The organism is Streptomyces sp. NPDC059828, assembly GCF_042731955.1.
Classification (GTDB): domain Bacteria; phylum Actinomycetota; class Actinomycetes; order Streptomycetales; family Streptomycetaceae; genus Streptomyces.
In genome coordinates, this window is the sequence record NZ_JBHWIW010000054.1 from 28,724 (window position 1) to 49,662 (window position 20,939).

The window sequence follows — 20,939 nt, forward strand, 5'->3', positions numbered from 1 at the left end:
TCGTCGCCCTTGCCTTCGTTGCCCTTGGAGGCGCTGTCCTTGGCGCTCTTGTCGCCGTAGTCGCCGCCCTTGTCCTTGTCTCCCTTGTCGCCGTAGCCGCTGTAGTCGTCCTTGTCGGACTTGCTGCCGTAGTCCTTGTCGCCGTAGTCGTCGCTCCCGTGGTCCTTGGAGCCGTAGTCCTTGTCCCAGTCGTCCTTGCCGCCCTTGTCGTGGCCGCCCTTGTCGCCGTAGTCCCCCTTGTCGTGGCCGCCCTTGTCGCCCTTGTCCGCGTAGTCGTCCTTGCCTTCGTCGCCCTTGCCCTCGTTGCCCTTGGACTGCGACTGGCCGCCGTTCTCCTTGCCTTCGTCGCCCTTGCCTTCGTTGCCCTTGGAGGCGCTGTCCTTGGCGCTCTTGTCGCCGTAGTCGCCGCCCTTGTCCTTGTCTCCCTTGTCGCCGTAGTCGTCCTTGCTGCCCCAGGAGTGGGAGGAGTCGTCTTCCTTGTCGCCCTTGGCCGAGTCGGGGTTGCCCGCGTTGGCCCAGTAGTCCCCGTACTCGCTGTCGTTCGGCATGCCGTCGGCCGGGACGGCAACGGGTGCCGCCTTGGCCTTGACGGGGTTGGCCTGGGCGGCCGCTCCGGCGTCCTGGATTCCGACGATGGTCGTGGTGGCCGCCATGGTGGCGAACCCAGCCGCGGCGAGAACGGCAACCTTCCAGTGACGGCTCAGCGCCGCCGTCTTCGGACGGTGCGAGGTGCTCTTACCGGCACCCGCACCCGTGCCCTGTGATTCAGACATCCGACGTAGCTCTCCTTCTTGTGTGACGGGCCGTCACGCCCCTTGTCCGGAAGGGGCGGAAGTGCGACACATCGAATCACAAGAAAAGCCATAAATAGGACAATAAGAGCGTGTCGGGGTGTTGAGTGTCAGATTCCCTCGGGTGGGTCAACGGGGTGGCGTGTCAGCGCATCCAAGGCCGCACTCAGCCGCTCCAGTGCGCGAACCGTGTCCGCGAACCCTTCGCTGCCGAGCTCCGCGGCAAGGCGGGCGGCGAGCTCCGCGTGTCCCGGGTTGATCCGTTCGATGGCGGCCCGGCCGTCGGCGGTCGGGCGGAGCAGCTTGGCGCGGCGGTGAGCGGGGTTCGGGACGTACTCGGCGAGCCCCTTGCCGGCCAGGAGGTCCGCGACCCGCTGCACGCTCTGGCGGGTGATGCCCATGGTGCGGGCGATGCCTGACACGGGCATCGGCTCGTTCAGCACGGCGCCGAGCACCTGCCACCAGGCGGCGGTCAGCCCGGCCGGGCGGGCCAGCTCGTCTGCGACGGCGAGGAACTGGCCGTTCAGCCGGAAGACGCTCAGTGCGGTGGAGCTGAGCAGCTCCTGGTGGCTGCTTTCGCCGTTCATGCGTTGAGCTCCTCGAACGCGGCCGGGTCGGAGTCGTGGAAGAGCCGGAACCAGGCGCCCAGCTTGGCCGCGTCGAAAGCGCTCAGCCTGCCGAGGATCTCGCGGGCGAAGGCGACCGGCTCGGTGGGGCCCGCGGTGATCAGGTCGCCGTCGGTCACGGCGTCGGCCTCGGTGTACCGCGAGCCGCCTCCGTATCCCGTGGCCGCGAGATAGAACGACACGGCGCTCGTGTGCCTGCGGTCATCGAGCAGTCCCTCGCGGGCGAGCCCGGCCGTCGCCCCGCAGATCGCGGCGACGGGCGTCCCGGCGCCCAGGAACTCACTCGCCTTGCGGGCGAACGGCGCGAGCTCGTCGCCCGCGTCCCACAGGTCGGCCCCGGGGAGGATCAGGAGCGCGCTTTCCTCGGGTCGTAGGTCTTCGAGTGTCAGGTCGGGCAGGACGCGCAGCCCTCCGATGCTGGTCACGGGCCGGTCGGCCTCCAGTCCCACGGTGCGGACGGTGAAGCCCGTGCGGGCCAGCCAGGCGGTGGAGTGGCCTGTCTCCCAGTCGGCGAACGTGTCGTACACGGCGAGGTGAACGGTCTTCGTCTCCATGGCAGTAGACTGTCATTACGACAGGATGCTGTCAATAGATGGTCCCCGGGCCCGCGACACCATGCCGATGAAAGTGGCCGAGGCCATACAAGATGGCCATGTCCGGCGCCCGTAGCCGGTCCATACGCTGTCCGCTATGACCCCTCATGCCGATCCGCAGGCAGGCGCGGCCGTGAAGGCCGCCGACCGTGCCCACGTGTTCCACTCCTGGTCCGCACAGGGCCTGATCGACCCGCTCGCCGTCGCCGGTGCCGAGGGTTCGTACTTCTGGGACTACGACGGGAACCGCTACCTCGACTTCACCAGCGGTCTCGTCTACACCAACATCGGGTACCAGCACCCGAAGGTGGTCGCCGCGATCCAGGAGCAGGCCGGCAAGCTGGCCACCTTCGCGCCCGCCTTCGCCGTCGACGTGCGCTCCGAGGCGGCGCGCCTGATCGCCGAACGCACGCCCGGCGACCTGGACAAGATCTTCTTCACCAACGGTGGTGCCGAGGCGGTCGAGAACGCCGTCCGCATGGCCCGGCTGCACACCGGCCGCGCCAAGGTGCTCTCCGCCTACCGCTCGTACCACGGCGCCACATCCACCGCGATCAACCTGACCGGCGACCCGCGCCGCTGGGCCTCCGACACCGCCTCCTCGGGTGTCGTCCACTTCTGGGCGCCCTTCCTCTACCGCTCGCCCTTCTACGCCACCACGGAGGCGGAGGAGAGCGCGCGGGCCCTCCAGCACCTGGAGGACACCATCGCGTTCGAGGGTCCCGGGACCATCGCCGCGATCATCCTGGAGACCATCCCCGGCACCGCCGGGATCATGATCCCGCCGCCCGGCTACCTCAAGGGCGTACGGGAGATCTGCGACCGCCACGGCATCGTCTTCATCCTCGACGAGGTGATGGCCGGCTTCGGGCGCACCGGCAAGTGGTTCGCGGCCGAGCACTTCGACGTCATACCCGACCTGATCACCTTCGCGAAGGGTGTGAACTCGGGCTACGTGCCGCTGGGCGGTGTCGCGATCTCCGCCGAGATCGCCGCCACCTTCGACAAGCGCCCCTACCCGGGCGGCCTCACCTACTCGGGCCACCCGCTGGCCTGCGCAGCCGCCGTCGCCACCATCCAGGTGATGGAGGACGAGCAGGTCGTGCAGCGCGCCGCCGAACTGGGCGAGACCGTACTCGGGCCCGGCCTGCGCGAGCTGGCCGCTCGCCACCCGTCGGTGGGCGAGGTGCGCGGTGTGGGTGCCTTCTGGGCCCTGGACCTCGTACGCGACCGGGAGACGCATGAGCCGCTGGTCCCGTACAACGCGGCGGGCGAGGCGAACGCACCGATGGCGGCCTTCGGCGCGGCCTGCAAGAAGAACGGCCTGTGGCCCTTCATCAACATGAACCGCACCCACGCCGTCCCCGCCTGCAACATCAGCGACGCCGAGGCCAAGGAGGGCCTGGCCGCCCTCGACGCGGCCCTCGCCGTCGCCGACGAGCACGTCGCATAGGGCTTGCGGCCCGACCGCCCAGCCCCTCCGGCGTTTCCGGACGGACACTCCGGCCGCCGCCACGGGGTGCGGCATGCCGCGAAACCGGCCCACCCCGTGGCCGCGAGGTTCCACGGGGTGCGGCCAGCCACGGAACCGGCCCACCCCGTGGAAACCGGCCCACCCCGTGGCCGGGAGCCCTGCCCACCGGGCACGTCCAGTGCCTCCACCGCAGCGTCAGCTCGGCACCACCGTGGTGAAGCACACCAGATGGGTCCCCTCCCGCTGGCTTAAGGTGTCGTGAACCAACCCGGAGGGGACCCAGAACATGCCCGCGAGCGCCGCTGTGACGCGCAGTACCCTGCGCCAGCAGATCGCGGATGCGCTCCGTGACGAGGTGCTCGCAGGGCGCCTCCAGCCCGGGCAGGAGTTCACGGTCAAGGAGATCGCCGCCACGTACGAGGTCTCCGCGACACCCGTCAGGGAGGCGCTGGTCGACCTCACCGCGCAGGGGCTGCTCGACTCGATACAGCACCGCGGCTTCCAGGTGCACCGCTTCTCGGTCGCGGACTTCCGGGGCATGGTCGAGGCGCGCTCGCTGATAGTGGACGGCATCTTCCGCCAGGACGGCGCCCCACGGGTCGAACTGGGGCGGGGGCCGGCCCTGGGCTCCATACGACGCAGGGCCGAAGAGGCCGCGCGGGCGGCCCGCGCAGCCGACGTGGACATCCTCATCGGCTACGACGTGCGCTTCTGGCGCGAGCTCGGCGCCCTCGTGAGCAACGTCTACATCGCCGACTTCCTGCACCGCCTGCGCGTACAGGCCTGGGTGTTCGCCGTCCCGCACCTCCGTGCCGAGAGCGATCTGAGGACCTGGCTGTGGAGCGGCCACGACGAGCTCGCGGAAGCCATAGGCGGCGGTGACGCGGGTGCGGCCCGCGAACTGATCATGGCGCACAACAGGCACGCCCTGGCATGGGCGGACCGCCTGGAGCGCCGCGCGGGGCACGGCCTTCAGCATCGCCCGCCGGACGGCCTGGAGTTGCGGGCGCCGCACCCCAGGGAACCCCAGGAGCAGGGTCCCCGGTGACCGCGCGCCTTCGGCCAACGGCGCTGGCCAGTGATGCGCGCTGACTGTCCGGGTCGGCGTCGTGGCACTACGCTGTCCCGACCATCGCACTAACCGCACGCCGATCGATCCGATGGAGAGCGAGCTCGTCTTGGCCTGTGACCTCTGGCTGGTCCCCCTTGTCGATGTGCTGTGCCACAGCCCGGACAACCCCTTCGCAGAAGAGATCGCGTCATACGACAAGGCCCTCACCGCCGCGGGTCTGCCCACGATTCCCGTCTTCGCCTACATGCCGGGACTGTCCGGCGATGTCGCGCCCGTCGCCGGCTTCGACTACGACGCCCTGCACTTCCTGCGCCGGGCCTATCTGCTCCAGCTCTGCGGACTCGCGGTGACGCCGGTGGACGAGTTGGGCGGTGACTACGAACAGCTGCTGGAGATGTTCGAGTCGACGGCGCAGCAGTCCCACCTGGTCTGGCACTACGACCACGCGGGCGCGTACGTCCCCGTGGACTTCGACGCCCCTCTCTCCAACGAGGAACTCCTCGCCGCCGGCGGCCCCCTGGGCTCGTCGCAGGGCCTGCTGCGGGAGCTGGAGCTGGTGGCCCCCGCCATCGGGATCGACCCCGGGAACCCCCCGGCTGCTCCGGCGCCGCCGACCCGCCCCACCTCGCTGGAGGAGCCCGCGGGCCCGATCCCGTACGACGAGAGCCCCTTCGCCCGGGAGCGCCACGTCTGGCTCGGACTGCACGCGGCGGCGACCCGCAGCCTCGGTCAAGGCTCCATGATCATCTTCAGCTGACCCCCCACAGGTACGCGATCGCGATCACCGGCAGGGGCACAACTCCACGCCCACCGAGGTGGATCCGTCGGCTGCGCGCGGTGTTCAGCGCGGCTCGGGCGGGCGCTGGCGCGGCATGTTCGGGCGGGACGGCGGGGAGAGCGGAAAGCGGCCCGAGGCGTGACCGGCACCCGCAGCGGCGTCCTGGCGGGACGAGGAGGGCGCGGCGAGTGCCTGCATCGCCAGCGGGGCCGGGCCCGAGCGGAATTCGATCATCCAGTCCGCCGTCTCGGCCCGCACCAGCTCGGTGACGTCCTCCGAGAAGCGCCGCAGCACACTGAGACACCGCTCGGCCGCCTCGCTCGCGGTGCCATCGGTGGGGCCCAGCACCTCGCGGACGCTTTCCGAGGCCCAGTCGAACTGGAGAGCCTGGAGCCGTCGGTGCACGGCATGGGCCGTGGCCATCGCACGCATCCAGCCGGAGGTCAGCCCGAAGTAGCGGTCGCAGGCCAGACAGGCGGCGGACAGCAGCAGCGACAGATAGCCCCAGGTCGCGGCCCCCGCGAGCATGTCGGTCAGGTGGAGGAGGGGCAGCGCGGCGCCCGCGAACACCCCGAGTGCCGTACCGATGCGCAGCACACGGGCCCAGCGGCGCTTGCGCGTACGGTCGCGGAGATACCAGTCGGCCGTGTGCAGGGCGTTGCTCTCGACCCAGCGATACAGCTCGTCGAGACGCTCCGCGGGCTCCCCCCAGTCCCCGAGCGGGAAGGGCCGGGCCGTCAGGTCGGGCTGCATCTCCGGCTGGCTCACCGGGGCACTCCTCTGCGCTCTGCGTGACTACACATGACGACATGTGACGATGGACATGGCCCAGCTAACCCTGCGTGACGCAAGTCGTACGAGGTCGGCGTGGGGTGTAGTGCGCAGGCCCTTCCTACCGCCGAATGGTGGGCCGTGGGGGCTGGATCCCGGTAATTCCGCCCGCACGGGGGGCGCGCTCCGGTAGAGCAGGGACGGTCGTTCCGGCACGAACTCACTCGAAAGAGTTGGTGCGGACGGGGAGCCGACTGGGTGGGGCGAGCCGACCCATGACCACGTAGGCTCGGTTTACCGAAACAGTCGTCGTCGAGAAGCCAGGAGTGACCCGTGATTCCCGGTGGTGGTCAGCCCAATATGCAGCAGCTGCTCCAGCAGGCCCAGAAGATGCAGCAGGACCTGGCACAGGCCCAGGAGGAGCTGGCGGCGACCGAAGTCGAGGGGCAGGCGGGCGGCGGGCTGGTCAAGGCCACCGTCACCGGCTCGGGAGAGCTGCGCGGCCTTGTCATCGACCCCAAGGCGGTCGACCCGGAGGACACCGAGACCCTCGCCGATCTCGTCGTGGCGGCCGTCCAGGCGGCGAACGAGAACGCGCAGTTGCTGCAGCAGCAGAAGCTCGGCCCGCTCGCCCAGGGGCTTGGCGGTGGCGGCGGGATCCCCGGTCTGCCGTTCTAGGTTCTCGCGAGCCTTCTAAGCCGCACATGGACCAACTACCGTAACCATCGAAGCAATCCGGCCAGGAGAGGCGTTCCGTTGTACGAAGGCGTGGTTCAGGACCTCATCGACGAACTGGGCAGGCTGCCCGGCGTCGGTCCCAAGAGCGCGCAGCGGATCGCCTTCCACATCCTCCAGGCGGAGCCGACCGATGTGCGCCGCCTCGCCCAGGCCCTTCTCGAGGTCAAGGACAAGGTCCGGTTCTGTGCCGTGTGCGGCAATGTCGCGCAGCAGGAGCAGTGCAATATCTGCCGGGACGCCCGCCGCGACCTGGCCGTCATCTGTGTGGTCGAGGAGCCCAAGGACGTCGTGGCGATCGAGCGGACGCGTGAGTTCCGCGGCCGTTACCACGTCCTGGGCGGTGCGATCAGCCCGATCGAAGGCGTCGGCCCGGACGATCTGCGGATCCGCGAGCTGCTGGCGCGGCTCGCGGACGGCGCGGTCACCGAGCTGATCCTGGCGACCGACCCCAATCTCGAGGGCGAGGCCACCGCCACCTACCTGGCGCGCATGATCAAGCCCATGGGGCTGAAGGTGACGCGTCTCGCCAGCGGACTTCCCGTTGGCGGCGATCTGGAATACGCCGATGAGGTCACGCTCGGGCGTGCCTTCGAGGGGAGACGACTTCTCGATGTCTGACGCAACGCTCCACTCCACCACGCAGGACCCGGGCGACTTCGCGGTCCAGATCGCCGACTCGATCGAGAGCTTCATCGTGGCCGTCACGGAAGTGGCGAAGGGCGATGAGCCCGACAGCGCGGTGCCCTTCCTGCTGCTGGAGATCTCCCAACTGCTCCTCGCCGGGGGCAGGCTCGGTGCGCACGAGGACATCGTCCCGGAGGAGCGCTACGAGGTGGACACGGGCCCGGACCTGGAGGTCGACGAGCTGCGCGAGCGGTTCGTGGTGCTGCTGGACCCGGTCGACGTCTTCTCGGAGGTCTTCGACCCGTATGAGCCGCGCAAGGCTCCGGTGGCCTGCCGTATCTCCGACAATCTCGCGGACATCGTCACGGACCTGGGGCACGGCCTCGCCCACTACCGCGCGGGCCGCACCACCGAGGCTCTGTGGTGGTGGCAGTTCTCGTACTTCTCCAACTGGGGCCCGACCGCCTCGGCGACGCTGCGCGCCCTCCAGTCCCTGGTCGCGCATGTCCGCCTCGACCAGCCGCTCCAGGAGCTGGACGGACTGGACACGGACGAGGACCTGGCGGAGGAGGACCTCGCGGAGCAGGCGGGGCGTGTGATGGTGCAGGAGATCGCGGGGCCGCTGGGCCTGCGCTCGGCGCGCTGACGGTCCTTCCCGCTCGACAGGTCACCCTGTGTGGTGCACGGTGACTGCCGGTCACTTCCGGTGGCTCCTGGCGGCTCCCGGCGTGAGGGGCGCCACATTCCGGCGTGCTCTGCCTGACCCCGGGAAGAAACGCTCTGAGCGGCCAGGAACGCCCCGCCCGCGGGATCGTGGGACATCCACGGGTTGTGCAGGTGATGGCCGGGTTATTGCCCGGATATCGCCACGTGAGCGGGACATCTCACGATGCGATACACAGGGGGCGTTCCCGGCCCGCTCGTTAAACTGAGCCGACCGCAGTACTGACTGCGGCTGACACTGAGCGAGGAGCGCACGTGGGCCTTGTCGTGCAGAAGTACGGAGGCTCCTCCGTTGCCGATGCCGAAGGCATCAAGCGCGTCGCCAAGCGGATCGTCGATGCCAAGAAGAACGGCCACCAGGTGGTCGTCGTGGTTTCCGCGATGGGCGACACAACGGACGAGTTGATCGATCTCGCCGAGCAGGTATCCCCTATCCCTGCCGGGCGTGAGTTCGACATGCTGCTGACCGCCGGAGAGCGGATCTCCATGGCGTTGCTGGCCATGGCGATCAAGAACCTGGGCCACGAGGCCCAGTCGTTCACGGGCAGCCAGGCAGGCGTCATCACCGACTCGGTCCACAACAAAGCGCGCATCATCGATGTCACGCCTGGCCGGATCCGTACGGCGCTGGACGAGGGCAACATCGCCATCGTCGCCGGCTTCCAGGGCGTCTCCCAGGACAAGAAGGACATCACCACCCTGGGCCGCGGCGGGTCCGACACGACCGCCGTCGCGCTGGCCGCCGCGCTGGACGCCGAGGTGTGTGAGATCTACACCGACGTCGACGGCGTCTTCACCGCCGACCCGCGGGTCGTGAAGAAGGCCCGCAAGATCGACTGGATCTCCTTCGAGGACATGCTGGAGCTCGCCAGCTCCGGCTCCAAGGTGCTGCTGCACCGCTGCGTCGAGTACGCGCGCCGCTACAACATCCCGATCCACGTCCGCTCGTCCTTCTCTGGGCTGCAGGGCACCTGGGTCAGCAACGAACCACACGCCGAGCAAGGAGCCCGCAAGGTGGAGCAGGCCATCATCTCCGGTGTCGCCCATGACACCTCCGAGGCGAAGATCACCGTCGTCGGTGTGCCGGACAAGCCGGGCGAGGCCGCCGCGATCTTCCGCGCCATCGCGGACAGCGAGATCAACATCGACATGGTGGTGCAGAACGTCTCCGCCGCGTCCACCGGTCTGACCGACATCTCCTTCACCCTCCCCAAGACCGAGGGCCGCAAGGCGATCGACGCGCTGGAGAAGACCAAGGGCGCCATCGGCTTCGAGTCGCTGCGCTATGACGACCAGATCGCCAAGATCTCACTGGTCGGTGCGGGGATGAAGACCAACCCGGGCGTCACCGCCTCGTTCTTCGAGGCGCTGTCGGACGCCGGAGTGAACATCGAACTGATCTCGACCTCCGAGATCCGTATCTCGGTCGTCACCCGGGCCGATGACGTGAACGAGGCCGTCCGCGCGGTCCACACCGCCTTCGGTCTCGACAGCGACTCCGACGAGGCAGTCGTCTACGGAGGCACCGGTCGGTGAACCGCCCGTGAACCACAAGCCGTCGCTGGCGGTCATCGGTGCGACCGGGGCCGTCGGCGCGGTCATGCTCCAGATCCTGTCGCAGCACGCGGATGTCTGGGGCGAGATACGCCTGGTCGCCTCGCCGCGCTCGGCCGGTCGCAAGCTGGCCGTGCGGGGCGAGGAGACAGAGGTCGTCGCGCTCTCCGATGAGGCGCTGACAGGGATCGACGTGGCGCTGTTCCTGGTGCCGGCCGATGTGGCCGCCCACTGGGCGCCCATCGCCGTCGCCAAGGGCGCGGTGGTCGTGGACAATTCGGCGGCCTTCCGGCTGCACCCGGACGTGCCGCTCGTCGTGCCCGAGATCAACGCGCATGCTTTGCGGACGCGTCCGCGCGGCATCGTCGCGAGCCCCGGCTGCGGCACCCTCGCGATGATCGTCGCGGTCGGCGCGCTGCACGCCGAATTCTGCGTGGACGAGCTGGCGGTGACCACCTTCCAGGCCGTCAGTGGTGCGGGCCTGGACGGCGTCGACGCCCTGCGTACCCAGCTCGCCCTGGTCGCCGGCACCGAGCTGGGTACCCACCCCGGTGACGTACGCCGGGCGGTCGGCGACGGCACCGGACCTTTCCCCGGTCCGATGGCGCTCAATGTGGTGCCCTGGGCGGGAGAGCTCGCCGAGGACGGCTGGTCGTCCGAGGAGCTGGCGATCCGCGCCGAGACCCGGAAGATCCTCGGGCTGCCCGAGCTGAGGGTCTCCGCGACCTGTGTACGGGTGCCGGTGGTCACCTCACACTCGATCTCCCTGCACGCCCGGTTCGAGCGCCAGGTGCACGTCGGCCTGGCCCACGAGATCCTCGCCACCGCCCCCGGAGTGGTGCTCTTCGACGATCCCGCGGCAGGCGAATTCCCCACGCCTGCGGATGTGGTGGGTACCGATCCGACCTGGGTGGGCCGGGTGCGGCGGTCCATGGACGACGACCGGGCTCTCGAACTCTTCGTATGCGGGGACAATCTACGCAAAGGTGCCGCACTGAACACGGCCCAGATCGCCGAGGCCATCGTCCGCGCATAGTCGCGGAACGTAGTGTGACCATGGTTGCGGGGGACTCCTGACAGTCTTCCCGTCAGACCTTTGTAGGATCTGTGAACACCTTGTGTTCAGGTTGGGCTGCGCGACGTCCGACCACCTTGCTTGCATGTACCACTTGAACTGGGGTGATGGCATGTTCGGCGACGCTTTCCCGCCATTCCGCAACCAGTGGTTGGTGGGTGGGCGTCTTTGTGGTCGCCCTCTTACTGTGCCGCGTCACAGGGGGCATTGGGGAAGAACGATTACGCATGAGGACATACGGGGCGTACGGGGTATGCGGGGCGCCGCCAAGAACGGTGAAGTGCGCGTACAACCCTGACGGGGGGAAGCGTGTCCAACAAGCGTGGCAGAGGTACTCGACATCACAGCGGTGGTCCCGATCCGCGGCGGCACGGCCTTGCTCCCGTCCGCTCGCGCCATCGGCCTTGCACCGTCGCCCGCCGACGGCGCCGGCGCCCTGCGACCGCTCCGGCGGCCCCGTGCCGTCGGCGGCATGCCGGTGATCGCCCCGATGCCCACCCCTCGGCCCACCCGCATACCGTCCCAGTCGTCCCCGCGCGAGGGCACTGACGAGACGATGACCGCGGGCACGACCGTCGACCATCTCACCGAGACCTACCGCGCCCACTACCGGTCGCTGCTCGGCCTCGCGGCACTGCTCCTCGATGACACCGCTTCGTGCGAGGACGTGGTCCAGGAAGCCTTCATCCGGGTTCACTCGGCCCGCAGCCGCGTCCGCGACCAGGAAAAGACCCTGGCCTACCTCCGCCAGACCGTGGTGAACCTCTCGCGCTCCGCGCTGCGCCGCCGGATTCTCGGGCTGAAGCTGCTCACCAAGCCCATGCCCGACATGGCGAGCGCCGAGGAAGGCGCGTACGACCAGCTCGAGCGCGACGCACTGATCAAGGCGATGCGCGGACTGCAACGCCGCCAGCGTGAGGTGCTCGTCCTGCGGTACTTCGCGGACATGACCGAGGCCCAGGTCGCCGAGACCCTGGGGATATCCCTGGGCTCGGTGAAGGCCTACGGCTCGCGCGGCATCGCGGCGCTCCGCGTCGCCATGGGAGCCCCGGCATGAATGGGCGTGGGCACGATCACGCACGCGGGCCCAACCGCGAAAACGGGCCAGAACACGAGCCCGGTGGCGACCGTGAGCAGCACACTGAGCGGTACGGGCCGGACGGGCCGTTGAACGACCGGACTGGGAACGGAATTGTGAACCACGGGCCACAGCACCACCGGCACCACGGGCCTGACGACGACAACACGGCCGACCTCGACGAGCTGGGCCTGCGGCGGATGCTGCACGAAGCCGTGGAGGACCTCACGCCAGCGGACGGGACACTGGAGCGGCTGCGCCAGGCGGTCCCCGTACGGCGCGCCCGCAAGCGCCAGGCGCTGGTCGGTGTGGCGGCCTCCGTGGTCCTGCTGGGTGCTGCCATCCCCGCCTTCGTCCACGTCGCCGAGTCCGGGGCGCTCGACCCGGCCAGCCCCGTCAACGCGGGGCACGGAGAACACGCCCAGGGTGGCACCGGAGCCGAAGCCGGGACGGACACCGGTGACACCGCCCCGGGCGGCGAAGGACCGGGACAGCGGTCCGACACGGACGGCAAGCCCGACGTGACCGGCTCGCCGGACCCGCGCGCAAGCACGTCCGCCCAGGAGTCGCCGGTTGCCCAGGTGGTGCCCGAGGAGAGCATCCCTCCCACCACACCCACCTGTGGTCCGGCCCAGCTCGCCGTGGACCACACCGAGGTCGGCACACCGGACGCCGAAGGCAAGGTCTACGGCGCGTTCCGCATCGCCAATGTGTCGGGCACGAGCTGTGCGGTCACCGAAGCCGGCACGGTCGCCTTCGAGACGGCGGGCGCCGCGGACGCCACCAAGATCAGCGTGGTGGAGCACGCGGCGGGAGACGCGGCGACCGGGTTGCCCGACCCGGCCTCCCAGCCCACCGCGCTGTTGCTGGGACCGGCTGCGTCCTACGAGGTGAAGTTCGCCTTCGTGCCCTCGGAGACCTGCCCCACCACAGGCGCCTCACCCGACCCGACCACGCCCTCCGAGGGCGATTCCTCCGGGGCGGCGACGGACGCCGAGGGAGCAGCTGCCGAGCCCCAGCTCGGCGCCGCCGACGGCGGCACGGCGGACGGCAGCATCACGGTCTCCCACGTCCCCGCCGCGGGCGGCCCCACGGCCGAGGCGACCATCCCGGGCGCCTGCGCGGGCACCATCTACCGCACAGGCGTACTGAGCGGCTGAGGCTTGGGGGCGTGCCGACGGACTGAGGCTCAGTTCGTTCGGGGGTGCCGACAGGTTGAGGCTCAGGTCGGGGTGTGCCCGACAGACTGAGGCTCAGCCGGGACCGAGGCTCAGGCGGGGTCGAGCCCCAGCGCCGCGTCCTTGGCCGCCTCCGCCTCGCGCCGGACGAAGCGGAACCACATGAACACCACGAAACCGGCGAAGGCGAACCATTCGAGCGTGTAGCCGAGGTTCTGGAACGCCTTCAGATCAAGCGTGCTGCCCCCCGGCGCCGCCGCGGGCACCGGCTTGAGCCCGTCCGGCGCGCTGGGCAGTGTGATCCAGGCGTCGTACACCTTGTCCGGCACCAGATTGACCAGCGATGCCGCACTGATCATGCCCACCTGCCCGCTGGGCAGTCCGCCCGCGGTGTGCACCCCCGCGGTGCCGGAGGTCTCCGAGGCCTGGAGTGCACCGGTCACCGTGACCTCCCCGGCGGGAACCGCGGGCACGGTGCCCCCGGCGGGCAGCCACCCACGCACGACCGGCAGCGCCTTGCCACTGCCGGTCCGCAGCAGCGTCAGCACATACGAGCCCCGCTTCCCCTCCAGCTCCCGGTCCGGGACGAGGAACTGTTCGCCGTAGCGCCCGGTCACCCGCGCCGGACGCCCCGAGGTCTCCGCGTCCACCGGCAGCAGCTCATCGAGCGCATCAGGCACTTGCGTGCCCGGGTCGAGCCGCTGCTCCGCGGCCTGATGGGTGGCCACGCGATCCTCGAACCGGCCGAGCTGCCAGGTCCCCATGAACACACAGAAGGGGATGCTCAGCACGACGAAGAGGTTGATCCCCCACCAGCGGGGCGTCAGCAGGAACCGGTACACCCCTCCAAGGTACGGAACGCCCGGCTTGCCCCGGCCCCCGCCCCCCGCACGAGCCCGGCGATCTCGGCGAAGAGCAGGACCCGTACCCGGCATTCAGGACCCGGGACCCAGGAGCAGGACCCGCACGGCGGTGGCATGGCGTCACTGTTCAGGTTTCAAGGTGCGGCACTCAAGGTGCGGTCGCCCGGGTTCAGTTCCCGAGGCTCAGGTGCCTGGCGGCGAAGTCCAGCTCAAGCCGCACCTGCTTGATCCGCTCCTCCACCACCAGCGATCCGTGCCCGGCGTCATACCGGTACACCTCGTGGACCGCTCCACGGGCCATCAGCCGGTCCACGTAGTTCTCGACCTGGCGGATCGGACAGCGCGGATCGTTCACCCCGGCCGAGATATAGACGGGTGCCGTCACGGCGTCGACGTACGTCAGCGGAGACGAGGCCTCGAAGCGTTCCGGCACCTCGTCCGGCGTCCCGCCCATCAGGGTGCGGTCCATCGCCTTCAGGGCTTCCATCTCGTCGTGGTAGGCGGTCACGTAGTCCGCGACCGGCACCGCGGCCAGCCCCAGTGCCCAGGCGCCGGGCTGGGTCCCGAGACCGAGAAGGGTGAGATACCCGCCCCAGGAACCGCCCGCCAGCACCAGCCTCGCCGGGTCGGACAGGCCCGAGTCCACGGCCCACTCGCGGACCGCCGTGATGTCCTCCAGCTCGATCAGCCCGACCCGGTGCTTGAGGGCGTCCGTCCACTTCCGCCCGTATCCGGTGGAGCCCCGGTAGTTCACCCGGACCACCGCATAGCCGTGGTCCACCCAGGCCGCGGGCCCCGCCGCGAAGGCATCACTGTCGTGCCAGGTCGGCCCACCGTGTATCTCGAAGATCGTGGGGAACGGCCCCTCCCCGGCCGGCCGCTGCACCAGCGCGTGGATCCGCCCCCCAGGGCCGTCCACCCAGGCATCCTCCACACTCACGGACCCCGGCGCCCTCATCCCCGGCGGGTCCAGCACCTCACGGCCCGTCGTGGAACGCACCTTCGGCGGGTGCGCGGCGGACGACCACACATACTCCACCGTGCCGTCGGGCCGGGCCGTCGCACCGGAGACCGAGCCGGCGGGGGTGTCCACCCGCTCGAGCTCATGGGCCGCCGGGTCGAAGCGCCACAGCTCGCTGCGTGCCTCGAAGCTGTGGCCGATCAGCAGAGCGGACCCGTCCGGATACCACTCCGCGCTCACATCGCCGGGCAGGTCGATTGCCAGCTCCGTCTCCTCGCCCGAGGCGACGTCCCACAGCATCGGCTCCCAGCGCCCGCGCCGCTGGTGGCCGACCAGCAGCCTGGTGTCCCCATCCACAGGTGCGAAACCGAGCACCTCAAGTCCCAGCTCCTCGGTGCCGCCCCTGGTGTCGTCCAGCTCCGCAACCGTCACCCCGTCCAGCGTGACGACGCGCAGCGCCGGGTGCATGGCGTCACCGTGCTCCGTGTGCTCTATCGCGAGCAGCGCCCCGTCCCGCGAGAGATCACCGACGCCCGCCGACTCCCGGTGCCGGTAGATCTCGACGGGCTCAGCCCCGGACCGTACGACATGGATCGTCGTCCCGTCCTCGTCCGTCGAGCGCCCGACCACCGCCGTGCCGTCCCGCCCGAGCGCCAGCCCCGCCCCGTACGAGGCGTCGAGCCCCGGAGCCGCGGGTTCGTCGGCCCCGCCGTGAAAGGGCTGCCGCATCCACACTCCGAACTCGTCCCCGTCCCGGTCCGCGAACCACCAGATCCACGCACCGTCCGGGGTGAGCTCTCCTTCCGTCGTCCCGTTCGGCCGGTCCGTGACCTGACGCTGCTCACCGGTCGACCGGTCCCATGCGTACAGCTCGTACGTCCCCGTGGCATTGGACACGAACAGCGAGCGCTCCGGCGCGTCCTCGGCCCAGTCGGGCAGCGAGACCCGTGGCGCGCGGAACCGCTGCTCCCAGAGGGGCAAAGCCGATACGAGCGGGTCAGCGTGCTGGTCGGAGGGCGATGTGGACTCGGTGATCTCAGTCATGCCCTCCATTTTGCGCCGCACCCCCGCCGGACGCCCTCGGCCTGTGGATAACTTCAGGGAAACAGCCCCAGCACCTGGTCAAGAGACCAGGTCTGCCAGCTCATGCCGAACAGGGCGACCGCCGAGATCAGCGCCATCATCAGATTCTGCCCCTGCTCGGCCCAGTCGTGGATCATGAGTACGAGATAGATGAGATTGAGCAGCAGTCCCGCCACGAGGGCGATGGGCGTCAGCAAGCCGGATATGAGCCCGAGCCCGAGGGCCAGCTCGGCGTACACGACGATGTAGGCCATGAGCCGGGGCCGCGGCTTGACCACCGTGTCGAACCCCTTGCCGACAAACCCCCAGCGGTGCTTGTCCGCGACTCCTGCGGCCCAGGTGATCCCGCCGCCGGCGAACCACGTCTTCTTGTCCTTGTGGCGCCAGCTCTCCAGCCACCACAGGCCGAGGCCGATCCGGAGGACCGCGACCCATTCCGCTCCGGTGAGCCAGATCGTCTGCATTCGGCAGCCTCCTCGACCTCTATCAATCTGACAGATCGTCAGTTCAGCTCAGCGCGACGGATCGCGCAAGGGTCCCGGCGCGCTTCGTCGCGCCCTTGCGGCCCACCGAGCGCTCCCCGTAACCTGAATCTGATGGACCGTCAGATTACTTGGCCGGCAGGGGGTAGGGGACGTGACCACCGATGAGAACGCAGCCATGAGCGCCACCGTGGACGTGCCCAGGGTCATCAGCGTGGATGATCACGTCATCGAGCCCGCGCACCTCTTCGAGACCTGGCTCCCGGGCAAGTACCGAGACAGGGGACCGAAGCCCTTCACGGCCGGCATCGGGGAACTCGAGTACATCGGCGGCAAGTATCGCTTCACCACGGACCCGGACGGACAGCTCACGGACTGGTGGGAGTACGAGGGCGAGCTCTTCCCGTACAAGCGGATCATCGCCGCCGTCGGCTTCTCACGCGACGAGATGACGCTCGACGGCATCACACGGGAGCAGATGCGCCGTGGCTGCTGGGACCCGAAAGCCCGGCTGGAGGACATGGATCTCAACCATGTGGAGGCGTCCCTCTGCTTCCCCACCTTCCCGCGCTTCTGCGGCCAGACCTTCGCCGAGGCCAAGGACAAGGAGGTCGGGCTCGCCTGCGTCAGGGCTTACAACGACTGGATGGTCGAGGAGTGGTGCGGCGACAGTCGCGGCAGGCTGATCCCGCTCTGCCTGATCCCCCTGTGGGACATCGACCTCGCCGTCGCCGAGATCAGGCGCAACGCCGCCCGCGGGGTGCGCGCGGTCACCTTCAGCGAGATCCCGACCCACCTGGGCCTGCCCTCGATCCACTCCGGCTACTGGGATCCGTTCTTCGCGGCCTGCGAGGAGACCGGCACGGTGGTGAACATGCACATCGGCTCGTCCTCCCAGATGCCCGCGGCCTCCCCGGACGCGCCCCCGGCCGTGCAGGCGTCGCTGAGCTTCAACAACGCCATGGCGTCGATGATGGACTTCCTCTTCTCGGGTGTCCTCGTGAAGTTCCCGCGCCTGAAACTCGCCTACAGCGAGGGTCAGATGGGCTGGATCCCGTACGCCCTCGAGCGCGCCGACGACGTGTGGGAGGAGCACCGCGCCTGGGGCGGGGTCAAGGACCTGATCCCGGAACCGCCGTCCACGTACTACTACCGTCAGATCTTCTGCTGCTTCTTCCGTGACAAGCACGGCATCGAAGCCATCGAGACGGTCGGCGTGGACAACGCCACCTTCGAGACCGACTACCCCCACGTGGACTCGACATGGCCCCACACCAGGCAAGTGGCAGCCGAGCATGTCGCGGGCCTCTCCACGGACGTCGCGTACAAGATCCTGCGGGGTAACGCCATCCGGATGCTGGAACTCCCCTTCGACGCCGGCCCGGGGTCGAAAGGCTAGAAGGGGGCGCCGCGTTGAGGGTGACGCTGGAGATGCCCGGCCCTTGGGCACAGGACCGTTCTGAGTGTCACCGTCGACGCTGTTGTGCAGCCAGCGGCGTCAACCGGACGATGCGCGGACGTCCCTTTCGGGAGCCTCGCACGGCATGGCTTCGCTCGCACGGCATGGCTCCGATCGAATCGGCGGCCAGGATCACGGCGTTCCGCCGCGCTTGTACCCTTCCCACAGCCGGCCGCCGGCTCGCTCCAGCACCTCATCCACCACGCCGATGAGTTGCTCCGTCTGCCCTTCCAGCGCCAGCCGGGCACCGTCGTGCAGCCGCTTGGTGAGCCCCGGCGCCGCGTGCTCCAGTCGGCGGGCCAGCCACTTCCCACCCCCGTTCCAGGACCCGGCCAGGGCCAGGGCCAACTCCCCAGTGCGGCGTACCAGTTCCATACCCACAAAGAGCCGCTCACCCGGGTCGGCGCACGCGGCGAGATCGTCGAGGAGGTCGGTGATCGCGTAGCGGCGGTCTTCGATCTCCTCAGCCGCCATGGGCGGGGGCCCTGCGGCAGCCAGCTTCCGGGACTCGGCAGCCAACCGCGCACCGACCCCGTCCCCGTCGAACAGCAGCACCCCGTCGGCACACATCCACGCCAGCGGTGACCGGCGCACGCGTACCTCCCGCTCGACGAACCGGTGCCAGCTCTCCTCGGAATGGACGAACAGCTCCACCGGCCACCCATGCGCCCGAAAGCTCGTCCGGTACGGTGCCGGGGCCCCGTGCAGGAGGACCACGATGTCGAGGTCGGACATCTCGGTACGGCGGTCCGTCACCACACTCCCGCCCAGAAACGCCGCCCTGGCGTCGGGGTGACGTTCCCGTACGACGGCGAGTGCGGCATCGATGGCATCCATGCGACGAGTATCCGCATCCGATCATCCGCCGCGACCCGTGAGTAGGATCTTCATGCAGTCACAGATCCTCGACGAGGAGCTCTCTCATGGCCATCATCCACGACACCACCATGTCGCCCACCAAGCTGGAACTGCTCTCCGGCTGGCTTCCGAAGCAGAGTTGGTATGTGGGCCACACGGACACTCCGGACCTGGTCAGGGCCGGCGGATTCCGCCTGGATGATCCAGAGGGCGCGGTAGGAATCGAGTTCATGATCGTCGTGGATGCCGCACCGAAGGGCCCGGTGGCGTACCTCGTGCCCATGAGCTACCGCGGCGCAGCGCTTGAGGGCGTCCCCGGCGAGGCGCTGATCGGCACCTCCGAGCATGGTGTGCTCGGGACCCGGTGGATCTACGACGGCGTCCACGACCCGGTGGTGAAGGAGCAGTTGAGCGCTCTCCTTCGCGGCGAGTCCGTGCCGCAGCACCAGAGTGAGAGTGACACCCCTGACCCGACCGTCACCGTTCACGGGACGGGCTCTGACACCGGGTTGGACCTCCACATCAACCGCGTCCTGCGGCCTTCGGAGGCCGCGCAGATCGCGGCCGTACACCTCATCGCAGGGTGGACCTGGCCGAACGGAACGTCTGCACGGGGTGTCTTCGCGGTTGCGGAGCCCCGCTGACGATCGCTGGGTTCCCAGGAGACGCCACGTAGGGGGCCGCAGTCACACCCATGAGGGCTTCGAGGCACCACGAAACTGGTTTCGCGGTACTTGCTGGACAGTCCGGAAGCGTCATCAGCGTGATCGCGATCCGCGGGCTGCCGATTCCCCGATCCCAGCTGCCGCCCTTGCACCGCTCGCGTAGTCAGGTGGCTGTCGGGCGGCGACGCTGGGGAACCGTACGGTTACGTGCCCTGCCGCCGGTGCGTGCCTGTGTTCGCACAGTCACCCAAGGTTCACTCAGTGCCCTGAACCACGCCGTCACACGTTCCGGCACGGCCATGACGCGGCCAAGAGCTCGGTATCGAGCTGAAGCCGCACGCGAGCACTTCCCTAGGGGAAGGGCTGGCATACGGTCTCGGCTGGACGACGGTGAACGGGGGAGGGGAATCGAGACCGTCGGGGTCACCGCAGGACCGAAGGGTGTGCGGCTCGCGGCGAATGTTCGAAACCCCGTACTCGTGGGAGCTAGGCCGCCGTGGATTGTGCGGCACGCATGCCTGAGCCGAGCCCTTGTGCATCCTCGACTGGGAGGGTTTCGTCGTTCCCGAAGTCCGGGGCCTGGAAGGGGTCTGTCGCCGGAGTTGGCGGTGCTGCGGTGGCGCAGCGAGGTTGCCCCTCCGGGGCGGAGAACAGCGACGTCGGTTCGATGAGGAGTCTCTCTTTCGTTACAGGCCCCTGAAGGGGCCTGGCGTGCCGTGACCGGGCACAGCGGTCCTACAGCTTGGTCATCTTGGCGTACGGGCTCAAGATCCGCATTTGCGCCGAGCTGAAATCGACGAGCGCCGCGATTCCATCCTCGACGCCGATCACCCGGCCGAGGCCATACACGTCGTGTGTGACCTGGTCACCCACGGTGAAGTGTTTAGGGGCCGCCACGACGGGGGCCTTGAACGGACTGGTAGGCAAATGACGCTTCGGTGGCACAGGCTTTGTCATCGCCTCATTATGTACCTACGAACCGCACTGGTGGCTGACTCTCGGCGGCCGGATTAGCTGATCTTCGCACCCCGCTCCTGCGCGAGCTGAGCCTGCCGACCGGCCGGCAGAGGGTCCGGTACGGGGGTTCGGACTCATAGGAGGCCGAATCGCCCGTACCCTTCATGGTGTCCACGGCGTCACATAGCGGGCGCCAAACCCTGGAGGCAATACCTCGTGCTGATTGCTCAGCGTCCCTCGTTGACCGAAGAGGTCGTCGACGAGTTCCGCTCCCGGTTCGTGATCGAGCCGCTGGAGCCGGGCTTCGGTTACACCCTCGGCAACTCGCTCCGCCGTACGCTCCTGTCCTCGATTCCGGGTGCGGCGGTCACGTCCATCCGTATCGACGGTGTCCTGCACGAGTTCACCACCGTGCCGGGCGTCAAGGACGACGTCACCGATCTCATCCTGAACATCAAGCAGCTGGTCGTCTCCTCGGAGCACGACGAGCCGGTCGTGATGTACCTGCGCAAGCAGGGTCCGGGTCTGGTCACCGC

At 69.1% G+C, this 20,939-nt stretch carries 20 protein-coding genes and 2 pseudogenes; 13 read left to right on the top strand and 9 right to left on the bottom strand.

The features are described from left to right. From ACFV6V_RS26555 to ACFV6V_RS26565, 3 genes and pseudogenes are all read right to left on the bottom strand, one after another. Nucleotides 1-773 (bottom strand): annotated as a pseudogene (locus ACFV6V_RS26555) (hypothetical protein); the annotation flags it as partial. Nucleotides 774-901: 128 nt separating this feature from the next. Further along, complete coding sequence (locus ACFV6V_RS26560) at nt 902-1,378, bottom strand: MarR family winged helix-turn-helix transcriptional regulator (RefSeq protein WP_385569662.1); 477 nt, start codon at nt 1,376-1,378, stop codon at nt 902-904. Then, nucleotides 1,375-1,971: a DJ-1/PfpI family protein gene (locus ACFV6V_RS26565; protein ID WP_385569665.1), complete on the bottom strand. Its 597-nt coding sequence runs from the start codon at nt 1,969-1,971 to the stop codon at nt 1,375-1,377. Before ACFV6V_RS26565 ends, ACFV6V_RS26560 begins: the two co-directional genes overlap by 4 nt. A 136-nt stretch (nt 1,972-2,107) precedes the next feature. On the opposite strand from ACFV6V_RS26565, the gene ACFV6V_RS26570 reads away from it, so the two are divergent. From ACFV6V_RS26570 to ACFV6V_RS26580, 3 genes are all read left to right on the top strand, one after another. After that, entirely contained in the window at nt 2,108-3,463 is a 1,356-nt protein-coding gene (locus ACFV6V_RS26570) for an aspartate aminotransferase family protein (RefSeq protein WP_385569667.1), read from the top strand. A 307-nt stretch (nt 3,464-3,770) separates the two neighbouring features. After that, nucleotides 3,771-4,532, top strand: coding sequence for a GntR family transcriptional regulator (locus ACFV6V_RS26575; protein WP_385569670.1), 762 nt, complete (start codon nt 3,771-3,773; stop codon nt 4,530-4,532). A gap of 130 nt (nt 4,533-4,662) precedes the next feature. Continuing rightward, entirely contained in the window at nt 4,663-5,313 is a 651-nt protein-coding gene (locus ACFV6V_RS26580; protein WP_385569703.1) for a hypothetical protein, read from the top strand. An 84-nt stretch (nt 5,314-5,397) separates the two neighbouring features. Here the strand turns inward: ACFV6V_RS26580 and ACFV6V_RS26585 are convergent, their stop codons facing one another. Next, nucleotides 5,398-6,087, bottom strand: coding sequence for an SLATT domain-containing protein (locus tag ACFV6V_RS26585; RefSeq protein ID WP_385569705.1), 690 nt, complete (start codon nt 6,085-6,087; stop codon nt 5,398-5,400). A 351-nt stretch (nt 6,088-6,438) separates the two neighbouring features. On the opposite strand from ACFV6V_RS26585, the gene ACFV6V_RS26590 reads away from it, so the two are divergent. The 7 genes from ACFV6V_RS26590 (at nt 6,439) to ACFV6V_RS26620 (ending at nt 13,057) form a co-directional block, all read left to right on the top strand. Continuing rightward, nucleotides 6,439-6,783 carry a YbaB/EbfC family nucleoid-associated protein gene (locus tag ACFV6V_RS26590; protein ID WP_385569672.1) on the top strand — a complete coding sequence of 115 codons (345 nt, stop codon included), beginning with the start codon at nt 6,439-6,441 and terminating at the stop codon, nt 6,781-6,783. Between the two features lie 78 nt (nt 6,784-6,861). Beyond that, nucleotides 6,862-7,461 carry a recombination mediator RecR gene (gene recR, locus ACFV6V_RS26595; RefSeq protein ID WP_361290475.1) on the top strand — a complete coding sequence of 200 codons (600 nt, stop codon included), beginning with the start codon at nt 6,862-6,864 and terminating at the stop codon, nt 7,459-7,461. Further along, complete coding sequence (locus ACFV6V_RS26600) at nt 7,454-8,113, top strand: DUF5063 domain-containing protein (RefSeq protein WP_385569676.1); 660 nt, start codon at nt 7,454-7,456, stop codon at nt 8,111-8,113. Before recR ends, ACFV6V_RS26600 begins: the two co-directional genes overlap by 8 nt. A gap of 332 nt (nt 8,114-8,445) precedes the next feature. Further along, the gene (locus ACFV6V_RS26605; protein WP_361290470.1) at nt 8,446-9,726 is read left to right on the top strand and encodes an aspartate kinase; all 1,281 of its coding nucleotides are present in this window, start codon (nt 8,446-8,448) and stop codon (nt 9,724-9,726) included. 7 nt (nt 9,727-9,733) lie between these two features. Beyond that, nucleotides 9,734-10,780: an aspartate-semialdehyde dehydrogenase gene (locus ACFV6V_RS26610; protein ID WP_385569679.1), complete on the top strand. Its 1,047-nt coding sequence runs from the start codon at nt 9,734-9,736 to the stop codon at nt 10,778-10,780. Nucleotides 10,781-11,141: 361 nt separating this feature from the next. Next, on the top strand, nt 11,142-11,876 hold the full coding sequence (locus tag ACFV6V_RS26615; protein WP_385569681.1) for a SigE family RNA polymerase sigma factor: 735 nt from the start codon (nt 11,142-11,144) through the stop codon (nt 11,874-11,876). A 137-nt stretch (nt 11,877-12,013) separates the two neighbouring features. Beyond that, nucleotides 12,014-13,057, top strand: coding sequence for a hypothetical protein (locus tag ACFV6V_RS26620; protein ID WP_385569684.1), 1,044 nt, complete (start codon nt 12,014-12,016; stop codon nt 13,055-13,057). A 110-nt stretch (nt 13,058-13,167) separates the two neighbouring features. Here ACFV6V_RS26620 and ACFV6V_RS26625 read toward each other — a convergent pair whose 3' ends face one another. The 3 genes from ACFV6V_RS26625 to ACFV6V_RS26635 form a co-directional block, all read right to left on the bottom strand. Beyond that, a complete protein-coding gene (locus ACFV6V_RS26625; RefSeq protein ID WP_385569686.1) occupies nt 13,168-13,917 on the bottom strand; it encodes an SURF1 family protein in 750 nt (249 codons plus the stop codon). Between the two features lie 190 nt (nt 13,918-14,107). Beyond that, nucleotides 14,108-15,943, bottom strand: coding sequence for a prolyl oligopeptidase family serine peptidase (locus ACFV6V_RS26630; RefSeq protein ID WP_385569689.1), 1,836 nt, complete (start codon nt 15,941-15,943; stop codon nt 14,108-14,110). A gap of 53 nt (nt 15,944-15,996) precedes the next feature. Continuing rightward, complete coding sequence (locus ACFV6V_RS26635) at nt 15,997-16,446, bottom strand: DoxX family protein (RefSeq protein ID WP_385569691.1); 450 nt, start codon at nt 16,444-16,446, stop codon at nt 15,997-15,999. A 196-nt stretch (nt 16,447-16,642) separates the two neighbouring features. Between ACFV6V_RS26635 and ACFV6V_RS26640 the strand changes: the two genes are divergently transcribed. Then, nucleotides 16,643-17,863, top strand: coding sequence for an amidohydrolase family protein (locus ACFV6V_RS26640; RefSeq protein WP_385569708.1), 1,221 nt, complete (start codon nt 16,643-16,645; stop codon nt 17,861-17,863). Nucleotides 17,864-18,055: 192 nt separating this feature from the next. Here the strand turns inward: ACFV6V_RS26640 and ACFV6V_RS26645 are convergent, their stop codons facing one another. Continuing rightward, nucleotides 18,056-18,760, bottom strand: a complete 705-nt coding sequence (locus tag ACFV6V_RS26645) for a nucleotidyltransferase domain-containing protein (RefSeq protein WP_385569694.1) — start codon at nt 18,758-18,760, stop codon at nt 18,056-18,058. A gap of 86 nt (nt 18,761-18,846) precedes the next feature. Here ACFV6V_RS26645 and ACFV6V_RS26650 point away from each other — a divergent pair, with 86 nt between their 5' ends. Continuing rightward, nucleotides 18,847-19,425 (top strand): 1,4-alpha-glucan branching protein, encoded by a 579-nt coding sequence (locus ACFV6V_RS26650; RefSeq protein WP_385569697.1) that lies wholly within the window; start codon nt 18,847-18,849, stop codon nt 19,423-19,425. A gap of 756 nt (nt 19,426-20,181) precedes the next feature. Here the strand turns inward: ACFV6V_RS26650 and ACFV6V_RS26655 are convergent. Next, complete coding sequence (locus ACFV6V_RS26655; protein ID WP_385569699.1) at nt 20,182-20,403, bottom strand: hypothetical protein; 222 nt, start codon at nt 20,401-20,403, stop codon at nt 20,182-20,184. Between the two features lie 216 nt (nt 20,404-20,619). On the opposite strand from ACFV6V_RS26655, the pseudogene ACFV6V_RS26660 reads away from it, so the two are divergent. Further along, nucleotides 20,620-20,939: pseudogene (locus tag ACFV6V_RS26660) on the top strand (DNA-directed RNA polymerase subunit alpha); the annotation flags it as partial.

Excerpts from the sequence above, each read along its gene's own strand:
- ACFV6V_RS26655 (WP_385569699.1), bottom strand. The coding sequence starts at position 20,403 with ATGACAAAGCCTGTGCCACCGAAGCGTCATTTGCCTACCAGTCCGTTC.
- ACFV6V_RS26650 (WP_385569697.1), top strand. The coding sequence starts at position 18,847 with ATGGCCATCATCCACGACACCACCATGTCGCCCACCAAGCTGGAACTG.
- ACFV6V_RS26565 (WP_385569665.1), bottom strand. The coding sequence starts at position 1,971 with ATGGAGACGAAGACCGTTCACCTCGCCGTGTACGACACGTTCGCCGAC.
- ACFV6V_RS26645 (WP_385569694.1), bottom strand. The coding sequence starts at position 18,760 with ATGGATGCCATCGATGCCGCACTCGCCGTCGTACGGGAACGTCACCCC.
- ACFV6V_RS26570 (WP_385569667.1), top strand. The coding sequence starts at position 2,108 with ATGACCCCTCATGCCGATCCGCAGGCAGGCGCGGCCGTGAAGGCCGCC.
- ACFV6V_RS26575 (WP_385569670.1), top strand. The coding sequence starts at position 3,771 with ATGCCCGCGAGCGCCGCTGTGACGCGCAGTACCCTGCGCCAGCAGATC.
- ACFV6V_RS26640 (WP_385569708.1), top strand. The coding sequence starts at position 16,643 with ATGAGCGCCACCGTGGACGTGCCCAGGGTCATCAGCGTGGATGATCAC.
- ACFV6V_RS26560 (WP_385569662.1), bottom strand. The coding sequence starts at position 1,378 with ATGAACGGCGAAAGCAGCCACCAGGAGCTGCTCAGCTCCACCGCACTG.
- ACFV6V_RS26635 (WP_385569691.1), bottom strand. The coding sequence starts at position 16,446 with ATGCAGACGATCTGGCTCACCGGAGCGGAATGGGTCGCGGTCCTCCGG.
- ACFV6V_RS26630 (WP_385569689.1), bottom strand. The coding sequence starts at position 15,943 with ATGACTGAGATCACCGAGTCCACATCGCCCTCCGACCAGCACGCTGAC.
- ACFV6V_RS26600 (WP_385569676.1), top strand. The coding sequence starts at position 7,454 with ATGTCTGACGCAACGCTCCACTCCACCACGCAGGACCCGGGCGACTTC.
- ACFV6V_RS26585 (WP_385569705.1), bottom strand. The coding sequence starts at position 6,087 with ATGCAGCCCGACCTGACGGCCCGGCCCTTCCCGCTCGGGGACTGGGGG.